An 18,138-nucleotide genomic window follows, 5' to 3' on the forward strand; every position below is an offset into this window, starting at 1 on the left:
CATGCCTCTCCCTCCCGAGGAGCCTCAGATTCACGAGAGTGCCCAGGGTCCCCGCGCCACGCCGGCCAGTGGCCGTACCGCGCCGACCCCCCGCCCCGTACCCGGTCCCCGTCCCGCGGCTCCGTCGCGTCCCGGTCGTCCCGGCCCGCCGCGGCCGGCTCCTCCGGCCCAGCGTGCGCCGCGTGACGCGGCCCCCGCCGCCAAACCCGGCCCTTCGGGTCCGTCCGCCGCCAACGGCCCGCAGGTCCAGCTGATCCCGGCATCCGTCGAAGGGGCGCTCGACGCCGCCGAGGAAGCCGTCGACCTGCTTCTGGACTCGGGCCGTGCCCCCGGCGACGTGCTGGTGATCACCACCGGTGACCAGCATCCGTGGGCCACCCACGAACTGTCCTTCGGTGAAGCCGCCTACTGGGCCCAGCACGACTCCGGTGACGACGTCTTCTACACGGACGCCCGGGTGGCGGACCGTGCCAAGGCGCGTCCCGTCGTGGTGGTCGCCGTCAACGGCGGTCCCGAGTCCCTGACCGCCTCCGCACTGAAGACGGCCCACGCCCGGGCCGGCGCGCTGCTGATCGTCTGCGGGGACCCGCAGCGCATCAACTCCGTGCTGGGCGCCGGGGTCTGAGCCGACGCCACGGCGTCGACCGGCACGGCGGACGAGGCCGTCGCACGCACGCGTGAACACCGGCGGTCGCAGTGCCCGCACCGCTGGCCCCTCGGTGCGCCCGGCGACGGATGAGGGCGCACGGCGCGGGGGCGTGGCGCGCGGGTCCTCGGTGTCTGCCGGACGGCCCGCGAGGCATGCGTGGTCCACGGTCGCTCCGTGGCGCCGCACGTCGGAACGTGCCGGTGCCACGGGCACGCACGCCGGACGTGCGGAGCCGGACGTCGGCAGTGCATCCAGGTGACGTCAGCGGGCCGCCGCGCGCCGCAGCACGTCCGACGCCGCCCCGCCCGTGCGGTGGATCCGCGGCGGCGCCTCGGACATGGCGACCGGCTCCGGCTCCGAATGGGCGCTGGGACGGCGGCCGCCGCGCCCTTCCCCCAGCACCTGCCAGCCGTCACGGGTCAGTGTGATGTACGCGCCGCAGCGCAGCCCGTGCAGGGTGCAGGCGTCCCGCAGCCCCCACATCCAGGCCCCGTCCTCCTCCGTCCAGCGGGCGTCGCCCTCACGGCAGTAGAGCAGGACGGCGGTGCGCACCGGGGTGCGGCGCCGCAGGTCGTGCGGGATGACCCTGCGCAGCTGGGCCAGCAGCACGTTGCGGTACATCCAGCCGTCGGCGGCGGAGGAACGCCGGGTGAACGACGCGCTCGCCCGCAGGCGTTCGTCGGCATCGAGCACGGCGACGACCGCGGTCGCCGGGCCGGGACGGTGCCGGGCGTGCAGTCCGCTGACGACCTCGCGCGGACTGCGCAGCAGCGGGATTCCCGCGGCCGCCCACTCCGCGGGTTCGAGCACACGGCGGGCGGATGCGGCGGGCGTCGACAGCGACGCCGCCGAGGACGGAGCGAATCCGAAGGTCACGGTCCTCCCTTCGGCTACGCCCACACTGCGGGCGGGTCGGATTCGGGGAGCGCGCACGCAACAGAGCCTTACCTGGTCGGCGGGCGAGCCGTGCGGGTGCGTCCTTCGATTCTTCCTGTCGAACTTGGATGCGGCAACGAGCAATTGGGACAGGGGGTCGTTATCGGTGGATCCGCGGCTAATATCCCCACCCGCCGAACGGCACCCTCCGGTCAGCCCTGTACGGCCAGTACCAGCGGCAGCACTCCCTGCGCACCCGCCCGCCGCAGCAGCCGTGCCGCGACAGCGAGCGTCCACCCTGTCTCGGTGTAATCGTCCACCAGCAGCACCGGGCCGCCGGTCCGCGCGAGCGCCTCCGCGAGCTCCGCCGGCACGGTCAGCGCGCCGGCGAGGGCCTTGAGCCGCTGGGCGCTGTTGCTGCGGGGGAGCCGATGCTGCTCGCCCGTGCTCTGCACCGTCCCGAGCAGCGGCAGCCGGCCGGTCTCCGCGATGTGCGTCCCGAGCGACTGGACGAGCTGCGGCCGGGTGCGCGAGGCGACGGTGACCACCCCGACCGGCCGGGGCTGGGCGTCGTCCACCCCCGGCGCCCAACCGCCGGGCCCCTTGGCCCAGTCGGCGAGCACGCCCACCGCGGCACGCGCGACGTCGTCGGGCACGGGCCCGTCCGGCGCATGCGGCGCGAGCAGCGGACGCAGCCGGTTGCCCCAGCCGATGTCCGACAGCCGGCCCAACGCCCGACCCTGCGCCGCCTGCTCCCCGGCCGGGATGCGGCCCTTCAGATCCACGCCGATCGCGGGGAGCCCGGTGGGCCACATGCGCCGGGGATCCACCTCGACGCCCGCCCGGCCGAGGTCGGCGCGGGCCGCGTCGAGCGCCACGGCGGAGGCCTCAGCCGTGTAACGGGCGCCCGCGCAGTTGTCGCAGCGGCCGCAGGGCTTGGCGCCCTCGTCGTCCAACTGCCGCTGCAGGAACTCCATCCGGCAGTCCGTCGTCGACACGTAGTCACGCATCGCCTGCTGCTCGGCCGCGCGCTGACGCGCCACCCACGCGTACCGCTCGGCGTCGTACGTCCAGGGTTGTCCGGTCGCGGCCCAGCCGCCCTTGACCCGCTTCACCGCCCCGTCCACGTCGAGCACCTTCAGCATGGTCTCGAGGCGGGAGCGGCGCAGTTCCACGAGCGGTTCGAGCGCGGGAAGGGACAGCGGCCGTTCGGCGCGCGCCAGCACGTCGAGCGTGCGCCGCACGGTCTCCTCCGGGGGGAAGGCGAGGGACGCGAAGTGCTCCCAGATCGCCTCGTCCTCCTTGCCCGGCAGGAGCAGCACTTCCGCGTGCCGGACACCGCGGCCCGCGCGGCCGACCTGCTGGTAGTAGGAGATGGGCGATGACGGAGACCCCAGGTGCACCACGAAGCCCAGGTCGGGCTTGTCGAACCCCATGCCGAGGGCGGAGGTGGCGACGAGGGCCTTCACCTTGTTGGCGAGCAGGTCCTCCTCGGCCTGCTGCCGGTCGGCGTTCTCCGTCCGGCCGGTGTACGAGGCGACCGCATGGCCGCGCCGTCGCAGGAACGCGGCGACCTCCTCGGCCACGGCCACGGTCAGCGTGTAGATGATCCCCGAACCGGGGAGCTGGTCCAGGTGGTCGGCGAGCCAGGCCATGCGGTGCGCCGCGTCCGGCAGGCGCAGCACGTTCAGGCTGAGGCTCTCCCGGTCCAGCGGCCCCCGCAGCACGAGCGCGTCCGAGGAACCACCCGTGCCGAGCTGGTCGGCGACGTCGGCGGTCACCCGGGCGTTGGCCGTGGCGGTGGTGGCGAGGACCGGTACCCCCTCCGGGAGGTCGCTCAGCATCGTGCGCAGCCGGCGGTAGTCCGGGCGGAAGTCATGGCCCCAGTCGGAGATGCAGTGCGCCTCGTCGACCACGAGCAGTCCGGTCGCGGCCGCGAGGCGGGGGAGCACCTGGTCGCGGAAGTCGGGGTTGTTCAGCCGCTCGGGGCTGACGAGCAGCACGTCGACGTCACCGGCGTCGATCTCGGCCCGGATGGCGTCCCACTCCTCGCTGTTGGAGGAGTTGATGGTCCGTGCACGGACCCCGGCCCGGGCCGCGGCCTCGACCTGGTTGCGCATGAGCGCAAGGAGCGGGGAGACGATCACGGTCGGCCCGCTGCCCCGGGCCCGCAGCAGCGCGGTGGCCACGAAGTACACCGCGGACTTGCCCCAGCCCGTGCGCTGGACGACCAGGGCCCGGCGCTTGTCGGCGACCAGCGCCTCGATCGCCCGCCACTGGTCGTCGCGCAGCCGGGCGGTGCCCGTCTCGTCGCCGACGAGACGGGCGAGCACCGCGTCGGCGGCCGTCCGGAGATCCGTGTTGCTCGTGTGCTCCATGGGTCCCATACAACAGGACGGCGCCGACATCGGGCGTGGCCTGTGGACAGAGGACGGCCGGCGGCGACGGCAGTGACATGGACCTGATCCGACTTGTCCACAGGAAAACCGGAATGTCGCAATCTGCGAGAGGGTCTCGGCATGACGAACCACAGCGGGACGACCGGTCCCTCCGAGAACAGCGACATCCCGATCCCGGGCGGACACGGCGAAGCGGAGCCACGGTGGGACGCGGCCCGCACCGGAACACCCGTGCCGGAGAGCGGGACGGACCGCCCCCCGCTCCCGGCGGACCCGTCCTGCACCGCGTACGAGAGCCACGGCGATCCGCAGCAGGTGACCCTGCGCACCCCGGCCGAGCTCGCCGACGCCGTGCCCTACCTGCTCGGGTACCGCCCGGAGGACAGCATCGTGCTCGTGTCCCTGCACGACACGGGCGGACGGGGCAGGTTCGGCGGCCGGGCCCGGCTCGGCATCCCCGCCGACGCGGGCGACTGGCCCTCCGCCGCCCGGCAGCTCGCCCAGGGCCTGGTGGCCGGCTGCGAGCGCCGGGGTGCCCGGCCCGGGCAGATGGTCGTGTTCCTGTGCCAGGAACCGGGACGGGGCGAGACCGGCCGACAGGTCAAGGAGCGCCTCGGACCGCTGGCCCACGCCCTGCGACTGGAGTGCGGAGCCCTCGACGTCCCGGTGGTCGAAGCCCTCTGCGTCTCCGACGGCCGCTTCTGGTCGTACTGCTGCGACGACCGGACCTGCTGCCCTGCCGAGGGAACACCGATGGGTCTGCCCGGCACGTCCGTGCTGGCCGCCGCAGCCGCCTACGCCGGGCTCCAGGTCCGCGGCTCCCTCCGTGAACTGCATGCCCGCCTCCAGCCCTGGCAGACCTCCGCCGCCCACGACCAGTGCCGCGCACTGGACGAAGCCGGGCTGAAGCTGCTGCCCCGGATCGTCGACGAACGGGCACGGAGGGACGTCGCCGACGAGACGATGGAGCTGGCCGGGCGCCTCGTGCGCCGCCTCGCCGACGCCCCGCCCGTCCCCGGCACGCTCCCGGCGGACCTGCGGGACGACGAACTGATCGGGTTCGACGAGGCGGCCACGGTGCTCCTCGGCCTCCAGGACCGCACGACCCGCGACCGCGCCGCCGCGTGGATGGAGGGCGACGAGGCGGACCCCGCGCTGCGCCTGTGGCGGACCCTGGCACGCCGCTGCGTCGGCCCGTACGGCGAGTACGCCGCCGCGCCCCTCACCCTCGCCGGATGGGTCGCCTGGTCCACCGGTGACGAACTGGAAGCCCGGGAGGCGCTCGCCATGGCCCTCGGGGCCGACCCGGACTATCTCTTCGCCCGGCTGCTGCACCAGGCGTGCAACGAAGGGCTCGACCCGGAGTCGATCCGCCGCTGCCTGCGGGGTGAGGGCGAGGGAGGGGGCGAGGCGCGGCCCGTGGACGAGAGCGCGGATCCCCGCTCGGCGGAGGCGGGCGAGGCCTCCGATCAGGACGCGGAGCCCGCCCCTCGAAGGCGCCGGATGCGGACCGCCGGCCGCACGGGCCGGCCGACGCACCGTGGGACCACCGCGGCCGGACGGCTGCCGCGCCCGCGGATGGCGCCCGGCGGGCCCCGCCCCGAAGGCGCCGCGCACCGCGGCGGCCCGGACCCGCGAGGGAGTAGGCGAGGGGTGACCCGCCCCGGCGTGGCCCGCCCCGGCGGCACGAGCCGACGCGGACACCGCCAGGACGGCGCGCACTCCGCGCCACACGCAGGGGATGCGGAGGAGTGACGGGATCCACGTAGAGGGGGTGTCCGGCCGACGGCCGGGCCGGCGAAGGGAGTGTTTATCGTCAGGGAGACGACTATGATCGCCGCATGTCCTACGACCCGTCAGCTTTCCCGCCTTTCGCCGTCACCGTGGACCTGGTCGTGCTCACCGTGCGGCGTCATGCCCTGTGCGCGCTGGCGGTGCGCAGGGGTGAGCCCCCGTTCCAGGGGCGCTGGGCACTCCCCGGCGGCTTCGTCCGGGCCGACGAGGACCTGGCGCAGGCGGCGGCGCGGGAGCTGGCAGAGGAGACGGGGCTGCGGGTGCACGATCCGTCCGTCCCCGCCCAGAACCACGGCGCCCACCTCGAGCAGTTGGCCACGTACGGTGACCCCGAGCGTGACCCCCGCATGCGGGTCGTGAGCGTCGCCCACCTCGCGCTCGCTCCCGACCTGCCGGCGCCACGGGCGGGCGGCGACGCCAGCAACGCGCGCTGGGCCCCGGTGGACGAGCTGCTGCAGCAGGGCGGTTACGGCAGGGAAGGCGAGCCGGTGGCGCCGCTCGCGTTCGACCACGCCCAGATCCTCTGGGACGGGGTGGAGCGTGCCCGATCCAAGATCGAGTACTCGTCGCTCGCGACGGCGTTCTGCCCGCCGGAGTTCACCGTCGGGGAGCTGCGCCGGGTCTACGAGGCGGTCTGGGGCGTGGCGCTCGACCCGCGCAACTTCCACCGCAAGGTGACGGGCACCCCGGGCTTCCTGGTCCCCACCGGCGGCACCACCACCCGGCAGGGCGGCCGACCCGCCCAGCTCTTCCGGGCCGGCGGCGCCACCCTGCTCAACCCGCCCATGCTGCGCCCCGAGGTCTGACCGGGGAGGGACCGGTCACGGGACGCGTGTCCCCGGCCCGTCCCTCCCAGGGGCAACGAGCCCTGTGGTGCCCGAAAAACCCGATATGGCGCGCTATCTTGCATCGGGTGATCCAGGCCATCGGACTGACCAGCATCCCCCGCAAAGAGCACCCGCCCGCCGTCGACGACGTCTCCTTCGAGGCGCACGCGGGCCGCGTCACCGCGTTGCTCGGAGCACCGGGCGCGGGCAAGACGACGGCGTTGAGACTCATGCTCGAGCTCCAACGCGGGCGCGGGATCACCTACTTCAGGGGCCGCCCCCTGCACCGCGTCCCGCACCCCGCCCACGAGGTCGGGGTCCTGCTGGGGGACGTGCCGGGGCACCCCGCCCGTTCGGTCCGCGGACACCTCCGCATGCTCTGCGCGGCCTCGGGCGTTCCGGTCCGTCGCGCCGACGAAGTGCTCGAAGCGGTGGGCCTGGTGAGCCTGCGCGACGAACGGCTCGGCATCCTGTCGCGCGGCATGGACCGCCGCCTGGGGCTGGCCTGCGCCCTCCTGCCGGACCCGCACACGCTCGTGCTCGACGACCCCGCCCGGGGGCTCGCGGTGGGGGAGAAACGCTGGCTGTACGACATGCTGCGGGAACACGCGGCACAGGGCGGGACGGTGCTGTGCAGCACGGCCGACCCCAAGGAGGCGGCGCGGTTCGCCGACCACGTGGTCACGTTGGACGGCGGACGGCTCGTCGCCGACCAGCGGGCCGCCGACTTCGCCCGCACCCGTCTGCGCCCCCGCGTCGCCGTCCGCAGCCCGCACGCGGCCCGTCTGTCCGCGCTGCTCGCACAGCAGGCCCGCTCGACCCGGAAGTCCGTCGAGGTCGTACAGGAGGGCGGCAACCGCCTGTGCGTCTACGGAAGCACCTGCGCCGAGGTGGGGGAGACGGCGTTCCGGCACGGCATCGTCGTGCACCAATTGGCCGACGAGGTCGGCGACATGGGTCCGGGCGCCGGTACGGACACGCACCCCCCGCAGACAGCCGCGCCCGGGACCCCGGCAGCGACCGGCTCCGAGTCCGAACCCGCGGCTCCCGCGCACGAGACCGTCCCCGACCCGTCGGCCCCGCCCGAGCCGCCCCGGGACGCACCCGACGACGACGCCCCCCTGGCAGCACCCCCACCACGCCCCAGCACCCCGCGCCCCACCTCGGTCACCCTCCCGCCCCCCGTCCTCGTCCGACCCGCCCCCACCCCCCTGCGGCCCGTCCGTTACGAGATCCGGCGGGCCACCGGTGTGGCCACGGGCTACGTCGTAGCGGCCTGCGTGCTCGCCGTTTCGGCGCTCACCGCCGTACTGCTGGCCCGTATCGGTCACACCCCGCAGCCGCGGCTGCTGGCCGCCTGGCCCGTGGAGTTGCCGCTGCCGCCCGCCGCGCTCGGGGCGGGGCTGCTCGGAGCGCTGGCGTTCGGCGACGAGTTCCGCCACCCCGCGCTCGCGGCGGACCGCGGCACGGTCCCCCGGAGGCTCGGTCTGCTGACCGCCAAGCTCCTCGTCGCCTCGCTCACCGCGCTGGCGCTGGCCGTGCTGACCGTGGGATGCAACGCCGAACTGCTCTACCTCGTCCACGGAAGCGAACTCGTCGCGGTGCCGGCGGACTGGCCCGCGCTCACCGCCGGGTGGCTCGCCCTGGTCACGGGCTGTGCCTGGGCCGGGGTGCTGGCCGCGGGCGTCTTCCGGTCCGCCACCGCCGGGCTCGCCGCGGTCGTCGCCGTGCCCCTCCTCGTCGTACCCGCCGTGCACAAGGCGACGGGCGGCCCGTCGGTGCGCGGTCCGGAGCCGTTCGCCGGGCGGGTGCGCGACGGACTGCCGCTGCGGTGGCCCTTCGGGGGCGAGCAGCACCTGGAGGCGGTGCTGCGGCTGGTCGCCCAACCGGTGGGCGGGGCCATGGCGTTGTCGGTGCTGGCGCTCCTGTGCGCGTACGCGTTCACCGGGCTGCGCGGCCGAGTCCGATGACGACCGAGTGTGCACGCTTCAGTCTTTTTTTGATCACAACTCCCCCTGAAAAGCTCGCCTCTTTCCGATAAGGCGTCAATTGCGACGGGGTGGGCGATCACCCTTTCGTGTGCTTTTCACCAAAGACCTCAAGGGAGTTGGAGCCGACGCCGACAAAGGATGCGTGAGTACCCTTGCGCACACCATGATGACCGCCGCCCGCTCCGCCGAATCCGGCCTCGCGACCCCGGGCGAACTCGACCGCTACCCCTACGCGGAGGCGCCAGGCGCCGAGCGGGGCCCTGTGTGGGAAGGGGCGGATCCGGAGCTGGGCCGTGCGGTCCGGCGGACCGCGGGCAGCCGCGGACGCGGGCTGCACGGACAGCTCGTCCAGCAGCTGGGACAGATGATCGTTTCCGGTGACCTGGGCGCCGACCGTCCGCTGGTGCCCGAGGAGATCGGTCAGCGTTTCGAGGTGTCCCGCACCGTCGTCCGCGAGTCGCTCCGCGTCCTCGAGGCCAAGGGCCTGGTCAGTGCCCGGCCGAACGTGGGCACGCGGGTGCGCCCGGTCAGCGACTGGAATCTCCTGGATCCGGACATCATCGAGTGGCGGGCCTACGGACCGCAGCGTGACGACCAGCGCCGGGAGCTGAGCGAGCTGCGCTGGACGATCGAGCCGCTCGCCGCGCGTCTGGCGGCCGGGCACGGCCGGGAGGACGTCCAGCAGCGCCTGACCGACATGGTGGAGATCATGGGGCACGCCCTCGGACAGGGCGACGCGCTGACCTTCGCCCGGGCCGACTCCGAGTTCCACTCGCTGCTCATCCAGGTCGCCGGCAACCGCATGCTGGAGCACCTGTCCGGGATCGTGTGCGCCGCGCTCCAGGTGTCCGGCAGCCCGGTCACCGGCTGTGAGCGGCCGACCGAGACCTCGCTGGCCCACCACGCCCGGATCGTCGACGCCCTCGCCGGCGGCGACGGCCCGGCGGCCGAAGCGGCCATGCGGCAGCTTCTCACGGTCCACCCCGAGGTGGAGCGCGTGGTGCCCGCGCCGCGCGAGCACTGACCGCGTCACCCCGGCGGCGCGGCCGGCCTGCCATCCCCCTCCTGTGGCAGCGCCGCGTCCGTGAGCCGCCCCCCGTGGGACCCTGTGGAACCGTCGACGGTTCCGCAGGGTCCGACGGTACGAAGGACTCACCGAGGTTCCCGGAGGAGACGACCTCCTCGCCCCTGGTGCACACTTCTGTCCTCATGTGACAGGTTTTGACTGGTTACGGGGTGTGACTCGGGCCACGTGGAATGGGCGTAACGCTCCTGGGAAGAACGCGATGACCTAAGAGGTGACAGCCGCGGAGGGAATACGGACGCCGTTCACGGCGCTGTGCATCTTCCCGGCCCCCGCCCGCGCCGTCGGCCCATCCCCAAGCCGGCGGTCGGCCCCTGTCCACTGTGGACGGGGCCGGAAGCCGTTTTCCAACGTTCCGAGAGGTTGTTCGTGTCGGCCAGCACATCCCGTACGCTCCCGCCGGAGATCGCCGAGTCCGTCTCTGTCATGGCGCTCATCGAGCGGGGAAAGGCTGAGGGGCAGATCGCCGGCGATGACGTGCGTCGGGCCTTCGAAGCTGACCAGATTCCGGCCACTCAGTGGAAGAACGTACTGCGCAGCCTCAACCAGATCCTCGAGGAAGAGGGTGTGACGCTGATGGTCAGTGCCGCAGAGCCCAAGCGCACCCGCAAGAGCGTCGCAGCGAAGAGCCCCGCCAAGCGCACCGCCACCAAGACCGTGGCGGCCAAGACGGCGACCCCGCGGAAGGCCACCGCCGCCGCGTCCGCGGCCCCGGCCGCCGACGCAGCCGCCGAGGAGGAGGCGGCGCCCGCCAAGAAGGCCGCCGCCAAGAAGACCACCGCCAAGAAGACGGCGGCGAAGAAGACCACGGCCAAGAAGACCGCCGCCAAGAAGACCACGGCCAAGAAGGACGACGCCGAGCTGGTCGACGAGGAGGTCCTCGAGGAGACCAAGGCCGCGGCGGACGAGCCCGAGGGCGCCGAGAACGCCGGCTTCGTGCTCTCCGACGAGGACGAGGATGACGCGCCGGCCCAGCAGGTCGCCGCCGCCGGCGCCACCGCCGACCCGGTCAAGGACTACCTCAAGCAGATCGGCAAGGTCCCCCTGCTCAACGCCGAGCAGGAGGTCGAGCTGGCCAAGCGCATCGAGGCGGGCCTGTTCGCCGAGGACAAGCTGGCGAACTCCGACAAGCTGGCGCCCAAGCTCAAGCGCGAGCTGGAGATCATCGCGGAGGACGGCCGCCGGGCCAAGAACCACCTGCTGGAGGCCAACCTCCGGCTGGTCGTCTCCCTGGCCAAGCGCTACACCGGCCGCGGCATGCTCTTCCTGGACCTCATCCAGGAGGGCAACCTCGGTCTGATCCGCGCGGTCGAGAAGTTCGACTACACCAAGGGCTACAAGTTCTCCACGTACGCCACCTGGTGGATCCGTCAGGCGATCACCCGCGCCATGGCCGACCAGGCCCGCACCATCCGCATCCCGGTGCACATGGTGGAGGTCATCAACAAGCTCGCGCGCGTGCAGCGCCAGATGCTCCAGGACCTGGGCCGCGAGCCCACCCCGGAGGAGCTGGCCAAGGAGCTCGACATGACCCCGGAGAAGGTCATCGAGGTCCAGAAGTACGGCCGCGAGCCCATCTCCCTGCACACCCCGCTGGGCGAGGACGGCGACAGCGAGTTCGGTGACCTCATCGAGGACTCCGAGGCCGTCGTCCCGGCCGACGCCGTCAGCTTCACGCTGCTGCAGGAGCAGCTGCACTCCGTGCTCGACACCCTGTCGGAGCGCGAGGCGGGCGTCGTCTCGATGCGGTTCGGTCTCACCGACGGTCAGCCGAAGACCCTCGACGAGATCGGCAAGGTGTACGGCGTCACGCGTGAGCGCATCCGCCAGATCGAGTCCAAGACCATGTCGAAGCTGCGCCACCCGTCGCGTTCGCAGGTGCTGCGCGACTACCTCGACTAGACCGGTCGCCCCGGCCCGGGGACCCGTCCTGCGCCGCCGTCCGTGAAAGCCCGGCCCCCGCTCCAGGGGGCCGGGCTTTCACGTTGCCGCGCCCGCCGCGCGGGTGCGGGCGCGGAGCGCTTCCCTCACTGTGGGTTGTCAAGGAGCACCCCAGTGTGAGGAGTGTGCATGCGACGTCGACTTGCCAGGGCCCTGGCCCGGCCGCTGGCCCTCGTGGCCGCCGGGACCGTCATACCACTGGCCTCGGCCGCTCCGGGGGCCGCCGGCAGCATCGTCGTCGGTGGTTTCCCCGTCGATGTGTCACAGAGCCCGTACACCGTGGCCCTCTCCAGCCGTGACCGGTTCGGCGGTACGCGGGCGGGGCAGTTCTGCGGGGGTGTGGCGGTCGGCCGGACCACCGTGCTCACCGCCGCCCACTGCATGGACCCGGAGGTGCTCGGCGCCTCGCCGGAGCGGGTGCCCGACCTCAGGGTGATAGCGGGGCGTACCGAGCTGCTCTCGGAGAGCGGCCAGGAGGTCGCCGTACGGAAGGTCTGGGTGAACCCGCACTACGACGGCGTCACCAACTCCGGTGATTTCGCCGTGCTCAGCCTGGCCGAGCCGCTCCCCGCGGCCTCGGTCATAGGCATGGCCGGGGCGGGCGACCCGGCCTATCGTGCGGGCACGGCCGCCACGGTCTACGGCTGGGGGGACACCACGGGCTCCGGCGGCTACACCGGCAGCCTCCACGCGGCGCGGGTGCGGGTGCAGCCCGACGCGCTGTGCGAGAAGGCCTACCCGGGGGGTTCCCACGGCGCCTACCGCGCCGAGACGATGCTGTGCGCGGGTGAGATCGCCGGGGGTCGGGACGCCTGCCAGGGCGACAGCGGGGGGCCGCTGGTCGCCCAGGGGCGGCTCATAGGCCTGGTCTCCTGGGGCGCGGGCTGCGGCTGGGCGGGCAGCCCGGGGGTCTACACCCGCATCTCGGACGTCCTGCGCACACTGGGGTGGCCCGCTGCCTCGCACGGCTGAGACCCCACGGGGCTGAGCCGGGCGGTGAGGGACGCTGTGACGGCTTGAACAGGTCGGGTCCGCCAAAGAACCCCAGGTGGAACCGGTGCGGGGCGTGTGAGCAGCGATTGCGGAGTTCTGAGCTCCACCGTGCTGGTACGGGCCTGACGCACCGGGCGCCCGGAGTCGGAGCCCGAGGGACACGCACCCAAGGGAGGCGCAGCAGTTCCCGGCGTCTTCCGCGGCGCGAGCTGCCGGTCAGGCCCCAGGGGGTGCAGCGCGTCACGGCACCTTACCGCGACGCGCCCTGCCGGCCGGGCCCCGGGCACGGCCGCTCGGGCGTTCTGCTGCGGCGCGACCGCAGGTCAGGTCACCTGAGGGCTCCAGGACGCGCCCCGCCGGCGCCACGGGCGCGCCCGCCCGTCCGAGCCGCCGCACACGCGCCCGTGTCGGGCACCCGCACACGCGCCCGCGTATGACACCCGTACCGGGCCCGCCCAGCGGCCTCGTACCCGTGTACCCGTGTACACGCAGACGGGCGGCGTCCTCCGCGGGGGAGGACGCCGCCCGTTCGCCGGCCTGTGCCGGGCTGGCTGCTCGTCGTCGGACGCGAAGTGTCAGCGCTCCTCGTCAGGAGTGGCCTTCGGAGCGGTCAGCCGCTCCGTCTCGTCCTGTATCTCAGCGGCGATCTTCTTGAGTTCCGGCTCGAACTTGCGACCGTGGTGGGCGCAGAAGAGCAGTTCTCCACCGCTCAGCAGGACGACGCGCAGGTAAGCCTGGGCGCCGCAGCGGTCGCAGCGATCGGCGGCCGTCAGCGGGCTCGCGGGGGTCAGAACAGTAGTCACGTCGCCTCTTCTCTAGCTCGACGAGCTGTCGTACCAGGGTCAACATCCAACCAGCCCCAAAACGTTCCCGCTCGAGGCTTTTCCTCAAAAAAATCTTCGAGGCGGCCGGCTGTTGCCGGTTGGCGGCGAATGTGCCGTAGTGCGTGTCTCTGTGTCGTACGGATTCGCGTGGTATCGGTGGTCGGCCCTCCCGGCTGGGTTGCCGGTTGTTCATGAGGACGTGCCCGGAGCCTAAATGGTTCATGCCTCGATGGGAACGTGATGTGTGCTTCACTCCATCGAAGGATCGAACGCTTATGCGACTCTCGACTAGGCTGGGACCGAGACGAGGGTGGCGTGACAACGGCTCTACCAGGCCTCGGTACCCTCTCACCGGTGACCCAAGCCGCGCCCTTACCCACGAGGGCCCCATCTGAAATTCAGCGAGGAGCGAACCGCGTGACCGCCGAGACGTCCGTGCCGTCGTCCACAGCGCTGCTGGCAGGAGCAGACCGGGACGGTTCCAACTACACCGCGCGGCACCTGCTCGTCCTCGAGGGGCTCGAGGCCGTGCGCAAGCGCCCCGGCATGTACATCGGGTCCACGGACAGCCGTGGCCTGATGCACTGCCTCTGGGAGATCATCGACAACGCCGTGGACGAGGCCCTCGGCGGCTACTGCGACCACATCGAGGTCGTGCTCCACGACGACGGCTCGGTGGAGGTCAAGGACAACGGCCGCGGCATCCCGGTCGACGTCGAGCCCAAGACCGGCCTCTCCGGCGTCGAGGTCGTCATGACCAAGCTGCACGCCGGCGGAAAGTTCGGCGGCGGCTCCTACGCGGCCTCCGGCGGTCTGCACGGCGTCGGCGCCTCCGTGGTCAACGCGCTCTCCGCGCGGCTCGACGTGGAGGTGGACCGCGGGGGCCACACCCACGCGATCAGCTTCCGGCGCGGCGTCCCCGGCGCCTTCTCCGCCCTGGGCCCGGACGCGAAGTTCGAGCCCGGGAGCGGGCTGCGCAAGACCAAGAAGATCCCCAAGACCCGCAGCGGCACCCGGGTGCGCTACTGGGCCGACCGCCAGATCTTCCTCAAGGACGCCAAGCTCGCCCTGGACACCCTGCACCAGCGCGCCCGGCAGACCGCGTTCCTGGTGCCCGGCCTCACCATCGTCGTCCGCGACGAGTACGGGCTCGGCGAGGGCGGCAGCAAGGGCGAGGAATCCTTCCGCTTCGACGGCGGGATCAGCGAGTTCTGTGAGTTCCTGGCCTCCGACAGGCCGGTGTGCGACACCCTCCGCTTCAGCGGCCAGGGCACCTTCAAGGAGACCGTCCCCGTCCTGGACGACCGCGGCCAGATGACGCCCACCGAGGTCACCCGCGAGCTCGGCGTCGACATCGCGCTGCGCTGGGGGACCGGCTACGACACGACGGTGCGGTCGTTCGTCAACATCATCGCCACTCCCAAGGGCGGCACCCACGTCGCGGGCTTCGAGCAGGCCGTCGCCAAGACGATGAACGAGGTCCTGCGGGCCAAGAAGATGCTGCGCGTCGCCGAGGACGACATCGTCAAGGACGACGCCCTGGAGGGCCTGACCGCGGTGGTCACGGTCCGTCTCGCCGAGCCCCAGTTCGAAGGGCAGACCAAGGAGGTGCTCGGCACCTCCGCGGCCCGCCGCATCGTGAACAACGTGGTGGCCAAGGAGCTCAAGGCGTTCCTGACCTCCACCAAGCGGGACGCCGCCCAGCAGGCCCGCGTGGTGATGGAGAAGGCGGTGGCCGCGGCCCGGACCCGGATCGCCGCCCGCCAGCACAAGGACGCGCAGCGCCGCAAGACGGCCCTGGAGTCCTCCACGCTGCCCGCCAAGCTCGCCGACTGCCGCAGCGACGACGTCGACCGCAGCGAGCTGTTCATCGTCGAGGGCGACTCGGCGCTCGGCACGGCGAAGCTCGCCCGGAACTCCGAGTTCCAGGCGCTGCTGCCGATCCGCGGCAAGATCCTCAACGTGCAGAAGTCGTCCGTCACGGACATGCTCAAGAACGCCGAGTGCGGCGCGATCATCCAGGTCATAGGAGCCGGGTCGGGCCGGACCTTCGACATCGACGCGGCGCGCTACGGCAAGATCATCATGATGACCGACGCCGATGTGGACGGCTCCCACATCCGCACGTTGCTCCTGACCCTGTTCCACCGCTACATGAGACCCATGGTCGAGGCCGGCCGGGTCTTCGCCGCGGTGCCGCCGCTGCACCGGATCGAGATCGTCCAGCCCAAGAAGGGCCAGGACAAGTACGTGTACACGTACTCGGACCGGGAGCTGCGGGACAAGCTCATGGAGCTGCAGAGCAAGGGCATCCGGTACAAGGACTCGATCCAGCGCTACAAGGGTCTCGGCGAGATGGACGCCGACCAGCTGGCCGAGACCACGATGGACCCGCGCCACCGCACCCTGCGCCGGATCAACCTCACCGACCTCGAGGCCGCCGAGCAGGTCTTCGACCTCCTCATGGGCAACGACGTCGCCCCGCGCAAGGAGTTCATCTCCAGCTCCGCGGCCACGCTGGACCGCTCCCGCATCGACGCCTAGGAGCACGCGCGCGGAGGGGCGCCGACCGCCGGTGACCATCGGCGGGACGGCGCCCCTCCAGCCGTTCCCACAGGTGCCTGCACGCTCCGGTCACCTGATGGGGTGAAGCGGAACGGGAAGAAGAGCCAGGGAACTTCCCGGTCTGTCCATCCTGGGGCATGCAGCGAAGCAATGCGGGGGACGTGACCTACGACGATCCCTGGTACGACGCCCTGGCCTCGGGCTGGGGCGAAACGGCCGCGGCGACGGCGCTCCCGCCGGCCCGGCCCGAGCCGGACGCCGTCCCCGCGGCGGCCGACATCTACCTCGAGGTGCAGCGCAGCGCGGCCTTCCAGGAAGTACGCCGCCGCTACCGGCGCTTCGTGATCCCCGGGGCGGCCGTCTTCCTCGTCTGGTACGTCGCGTACGTCGTCACCGCCACCACCGTCCCCGGGCTGATGGCGCGCCCCGTCGCGGGCGCGGTGAACGTCGGGATGCTCGCGGGGCTCGGCCAGTTCCTCACCACCTTCCTGCTCACCTGGGCCTACGTCCGCCACGCGCGGCTGCGGCGCGACCGCGCGGCGCTGGAACTGCGCTGGGACACCCAGGAGAGGGCGCGCGGCAGAGACGGGGCGTCATGACGACCGACCACCGGACCACCGCCCTGCTGCTGTTCAGCGCGTTCGTCGCCGTCACGCTGATCATCACCACCTGGGTGAGCCGCCACCGTCAGGGCTCCGCCGAGGAGTTCTACGCGGGCAACCGTCTCTTCTCGCCGATGGAGAACGGTTTTGCCATCGCGGGCGACTACTTGTCGGCCGCCTCCTTCCTCGGCGTCTCCGGACTCATCGCCCTCGTCGGCTACGACGGGATGCTCTACTCGGTGGGCTTCCTCGTGGCCTGGCTGGTCGTGCTGTTCCTGGTCGCCGAACTGGTGCGCAACTGCGGACGGTTCACGCTCGCCGACGTGGTCGCCGCCCGCATGCGGGAGCGGCCGGTGCGCATCGCGGCCGGCGCCTCGTCCGTCGCCGTCTCCGTGCTGTACCTGGTGGCGCAGATGGTCGGCGCGGGCAGCCTCGTCGCGCTGCTGCTCGGCGGCACCGGCGAGGCCGTACGGGCGTGGACGGTGGTCGGCGTCGGCGCGCTCATGGTGATCTACGTGTCGCTCGGCGGCATGCGCGCCACCACGTGGATCCAGATCGTGAAGGCGGTCCTGCTGCTCGGCGGCACCGTCACCCTGACTGTCCTCGTCCTGCTGCGCTTCCACGGGGACGTCGACCGCCTGCTGCACACCGCCGCCGAACGCAGCGGCCACGGCGACGCGTTCCTCGCCCCCGGCCTCGCCCACGGCGGCGACTGGACCGCCCGCTTCGACTTCATCAGCCTCGGACTCGCCCTGGTGCTGGGCACGGCGGGCCTGCCGCACATCCTGTCCCGCTTCTACACCGTCCCCACCGCGCGGGCCGCCCGGCGGTCCGTGGTCTGGGCGATCGGACTCATCGGCGGCTTCTACCTGATGACCATCGTGCTCGGCTTCGGCGCCGCCGCGCTCATCGGACCGGACGCGGTGCGCGCCTCGCACGCGTCGGGCAACACGGCTGTCCCGCTGCTCGCGCTCGACCTCGGCGGCGGCGCCGGAACCACGGGCGGCACGGTCCTCTTCGCGCTCGTCGCCGCGGTCGCCTTCGCCACGATCCTCGCCGTGGTCGCCGGGATCACGCTCGCCTCCTCGGCGTCCGTCGCCCACGACCTGTACGCCTCCCTGCGCCGCCCGGGCGGCGAGCAGCGCAGCGAGGTCGCCGTCGCGCGCGTCGCCGCGGTCGGCATCGGCGTCGTCGCGATCGCCCTGGGCCTGCTGGCCCGCGACCTCAACGTCGCGTTCCTGGTGGGCCTCGCCTTCGCCGTCGCCGCGTCCGCGAACCTGCCCGTGCTGCTCTACTCGCTGTTCTGGCGCGGCTTCACCACCCGCGGCGCCGTGTGGTCCGTCTACGGCGGCCTGATCCCGGCGGTGGTGCTGGTGCTGCTGTCCCCGGTGGTGTCCGGCAGCCCCGACTCCCTCTTCCCCGGCGCCGACTTCCAGCTCTTCCCGCTGCAGAACCCGGGACTGGTCTCCATCCCGCTGGGCTTCCTCGCCGGCTGGCTCGGCACGGTCACCTCCACCGAAACCCCCGACGGGGCCCGCCACGCCGAGACCGAGGTGCGCTCGCTGACAGGCGCGGGCGCGGTCTGACGGACGC

Annotated in this window: 13 protein-coding genes; 10 read left to right on the forward strand and 3 right to left on the reverse strand. The window is 72.7% G+C overall.

Features of this window, described 5'->3' with window-relative positions; genetic code table 11:
- The first annotated feature begins 1 nt into the window (after position 1).
- Complete coding sequence (locus ACWH4W_RS14460) at positions 2–625, forward strand: hypothetical protein (protein WP_473076133.1); 624 nt, start codon at positions 2–4, stop codon at positions 623–625.
- 285 nt (positions 626–910) lie between these two features.
- Here the strand turns inward: ACWH4W_RS14460 and ACWH4W_RS14465 are convergent, their stop codons facing one another.
- Both ACWH4W_RS14465 and ACWH4W_RS14470 read right to left on the reverse strand, forming a co-directional pair.
- Positions 911–1,525, reverse strand: a complete 615-nt coding sequence (locus ACWH4W_RS14465) for a hypothetical protein (protein WP_473076134.1) — start codon at positions 1,523–1,525, stop codon at positions 911–913.
- Between the two features lie 212 nt (positions 1,526–1,737).
- Positions 1,738–3,903 (reverse strand): RecQ family ATP-dependent DNA helicase, encoded by a 2,166-nt coding sequence (locus tag ACWH4W_RS14470; protein WP_473076135.1) that lies wholly within the window; start codon positions 3,901–3,903, stop codon positions 1,738–1,740.
- Between the two features lie 141 nt (positions 3,904–4,044).
- On the opposite strand from ACWH4W_RS14470, the gene ACWH4W_RS14475 reads away from it, so the two are divergent.
- The 6 genes from ACWH4W_RS14475 to ACWH4W_RS14500 all read left to right on the forward strand — a co-directional run bounded on the left by ACWH4W_RS14475 (position 4,045) and on the right by ACWH4W_RS14500 (position 12,533).
- On the forward strand, positions 4,045–5,679 hold the full coding sequence (locus tag ACWH4W_RS14475) for a DUF4192 domain-containing protein (protein WP_473076136.1): 1,635 nt from the start codon (positions 4,045–4,047) through the stop codon (positions 5,677–5,679).
- A gap of 86 nt (positions 5,680–5,765) precedes the next feature.
- A complete protein-coding gene (locus tag ACWH4W_RS14480) occupies positions 5,766–6,524 on the forward strand; it encodes an NUDIX hydrolase (protein ID WP_473076137.1) in 759 nt (252 codons plus the stop codon).
- 107 nt (positions 6,525–6,631) lie between these two features.
- Complete coding sequence (locus ACWH4W_RS14485) at positions 6,632–8,515, forward strand: ABC transporter ATP-binding protein (RefSeq protein WP_473076138.1); 1,884 nt, start codon at positions 6,632–6,634, stop codon at positions 8,513–8,515.
- 163 nt (positions 8,516–8,678) lie between these two features.
- Entirely contained in the window at positions 8,679–9,560 is an 882-nt protein-coding gene (locus ACWH4W_RS14490) for a FadR/GntR family transcriptional regulator (protein ID WP_473076139.1), read from the forward strand.
- A gap of 429 nt (positions 9,561–9,989) precedes the next feature.
- The gene (locus ACWH4W_RS14495; protein WP_473076140.1) at positions 9,990–11,522 is read left to right on the forward strand and encodes an RNA polymerase sigma factor; all 1,533 of its coding nucleotides are present in this window, start codon (positions 9,990–9,992) and stop codon (positions 11,520–11,522) included.
- A gap of 168 nt (positions 11,523–11,690) precedes the next feature.
- Positions 11,691–12,533: a S1 family peptidase gene (locus tag ACWH4W_RS14500; RefSeq protein ID WP_473076141.1), complete on the forward strand. Its 843-nt coding sequence runs from the start codon at positions 11,691–11,693 to the stop codon at positions 12,531–12,533.
- A 596-nt stretch (positions 12,534–13,129) separates the two neighbouring features.
- Here ACWH4W_RS14500 and ACWH4W_RS14505 read toward each other — a convergent pair.
- On the reverse strand, positions 13,130–13,357 hold the full coding sequence (locus tag ACWH4W_RS14505; RefSeq protein ID WP_048456232.1) for a DUF7455 domain-containing protein: 228 nt from the start codon (positions 13,355–13,357) through the stop codon (positions 13,130–13,132).
- Positions 13,358–13,795: 438 nt separating this feature from the next.
- Here ACWH4W_RS14505 and ACWH4W_RS14510 point away from each other — a divergent pair, with 438 nt between their 5' ends.
- From ACWH4W_RS14510 to ACWH4W_RS14520, 3 genes are all read left to right on the forward strand, one after another.
- A complete protein-coding gene (locus tag ACWH4W_RS14510; RefSeq protein ID WP_473076142.1) occupies positions 13,796–15,922 on the forward strand; it encodes a DNA gyrase/topoisomerase IV subunit B in 2,127 nt (708 codons plus the stop codon).
- A gap of 158 nt (positions 15,923–16,080) precedes the next feature.
- Positions 16,081–16,542 carry a DUF485 domain-containing protein gene (locus ACWH4W_RS14515; protein WP_473076143.1) on the forward strand — a complete coding sequence of 154 codons (462 nt, stop codon included), beginning with the start codon at positions 16,081–16,083 and terminating at the stop codon, positions 16,540–16,542.
- Positions 16,539–18,131, forward strand: coding sequence for a solute symporter family protein (locus ACWH4W_RS14520; protein WP_473076144.1), 1,593 nt, complete (start codon positions 16,539–16,541; stop codon positions 18,129–18,131). The genes ACWH4W_RS14515 and ACWH4W_RS14520 overlap by 4 nt, the downstream gene beginning before the upstream one ends.
- Positions 18,132–18,138: the final 7 nt, after the last annotated feature.

This window comes from Streptomyces sp. DSM 120436 (genome assembly GCF_055778765.1).

Bases quoted from the DNA above. Each gene is read 5' to 3' on its own strand.
- ACWH4W_RS14460 (WP_473076133.1), top strand. From the start codon at position 2: ATGCCTCTCCCTCCCGAGGAGCCTCAGATTCACGAGAGTGCCCAGGGT.
- ACWH4W_RS14470 (WP_473076135.1), bottom strand. From the start codon at position 3,903: ATGGAGCACACGAGCAACACGGATCTCCGGACGGCCGCCGACGCGGTG.
- ACWH4W_RS14515 (WP_473076143.1), top strand. From the start codon at position 16,081: ATGCAGCGAAGCAATGCGGGGGACGTGACCTACGACGATCCCTGGTAC.
- ACWH4W_RS14480 (WP_473076137.1), top strand. From the start codon at position 5,766: ATGTCCTACGACCCGTCAGCTTTCCCGCCTTTCGCCGTCACCGTGGAC.
- ACWH4W_RS14520 (WP_473076144.1), top strand. From the start codon at position 16,539: ATGACGACCGACCACCGGACCACCGCCCTGCTGCTGTTCAGCGCGTTC.
- ACWH4W_RS14500 (WP_473076141.1), top strand. From the start codon at position 11,691: ATGCGACGTCGACTTGCCAGGGCCCTGGCCCGGCCGCTGGCCCTCGTG.
- ACWH4W_RS14475 (WP_473076136.1), top strand. From the start codon at position 4,045: ATGACGAACCACAGCGGGACGACCGGTCCCTCCGAGAACAGCGACATC.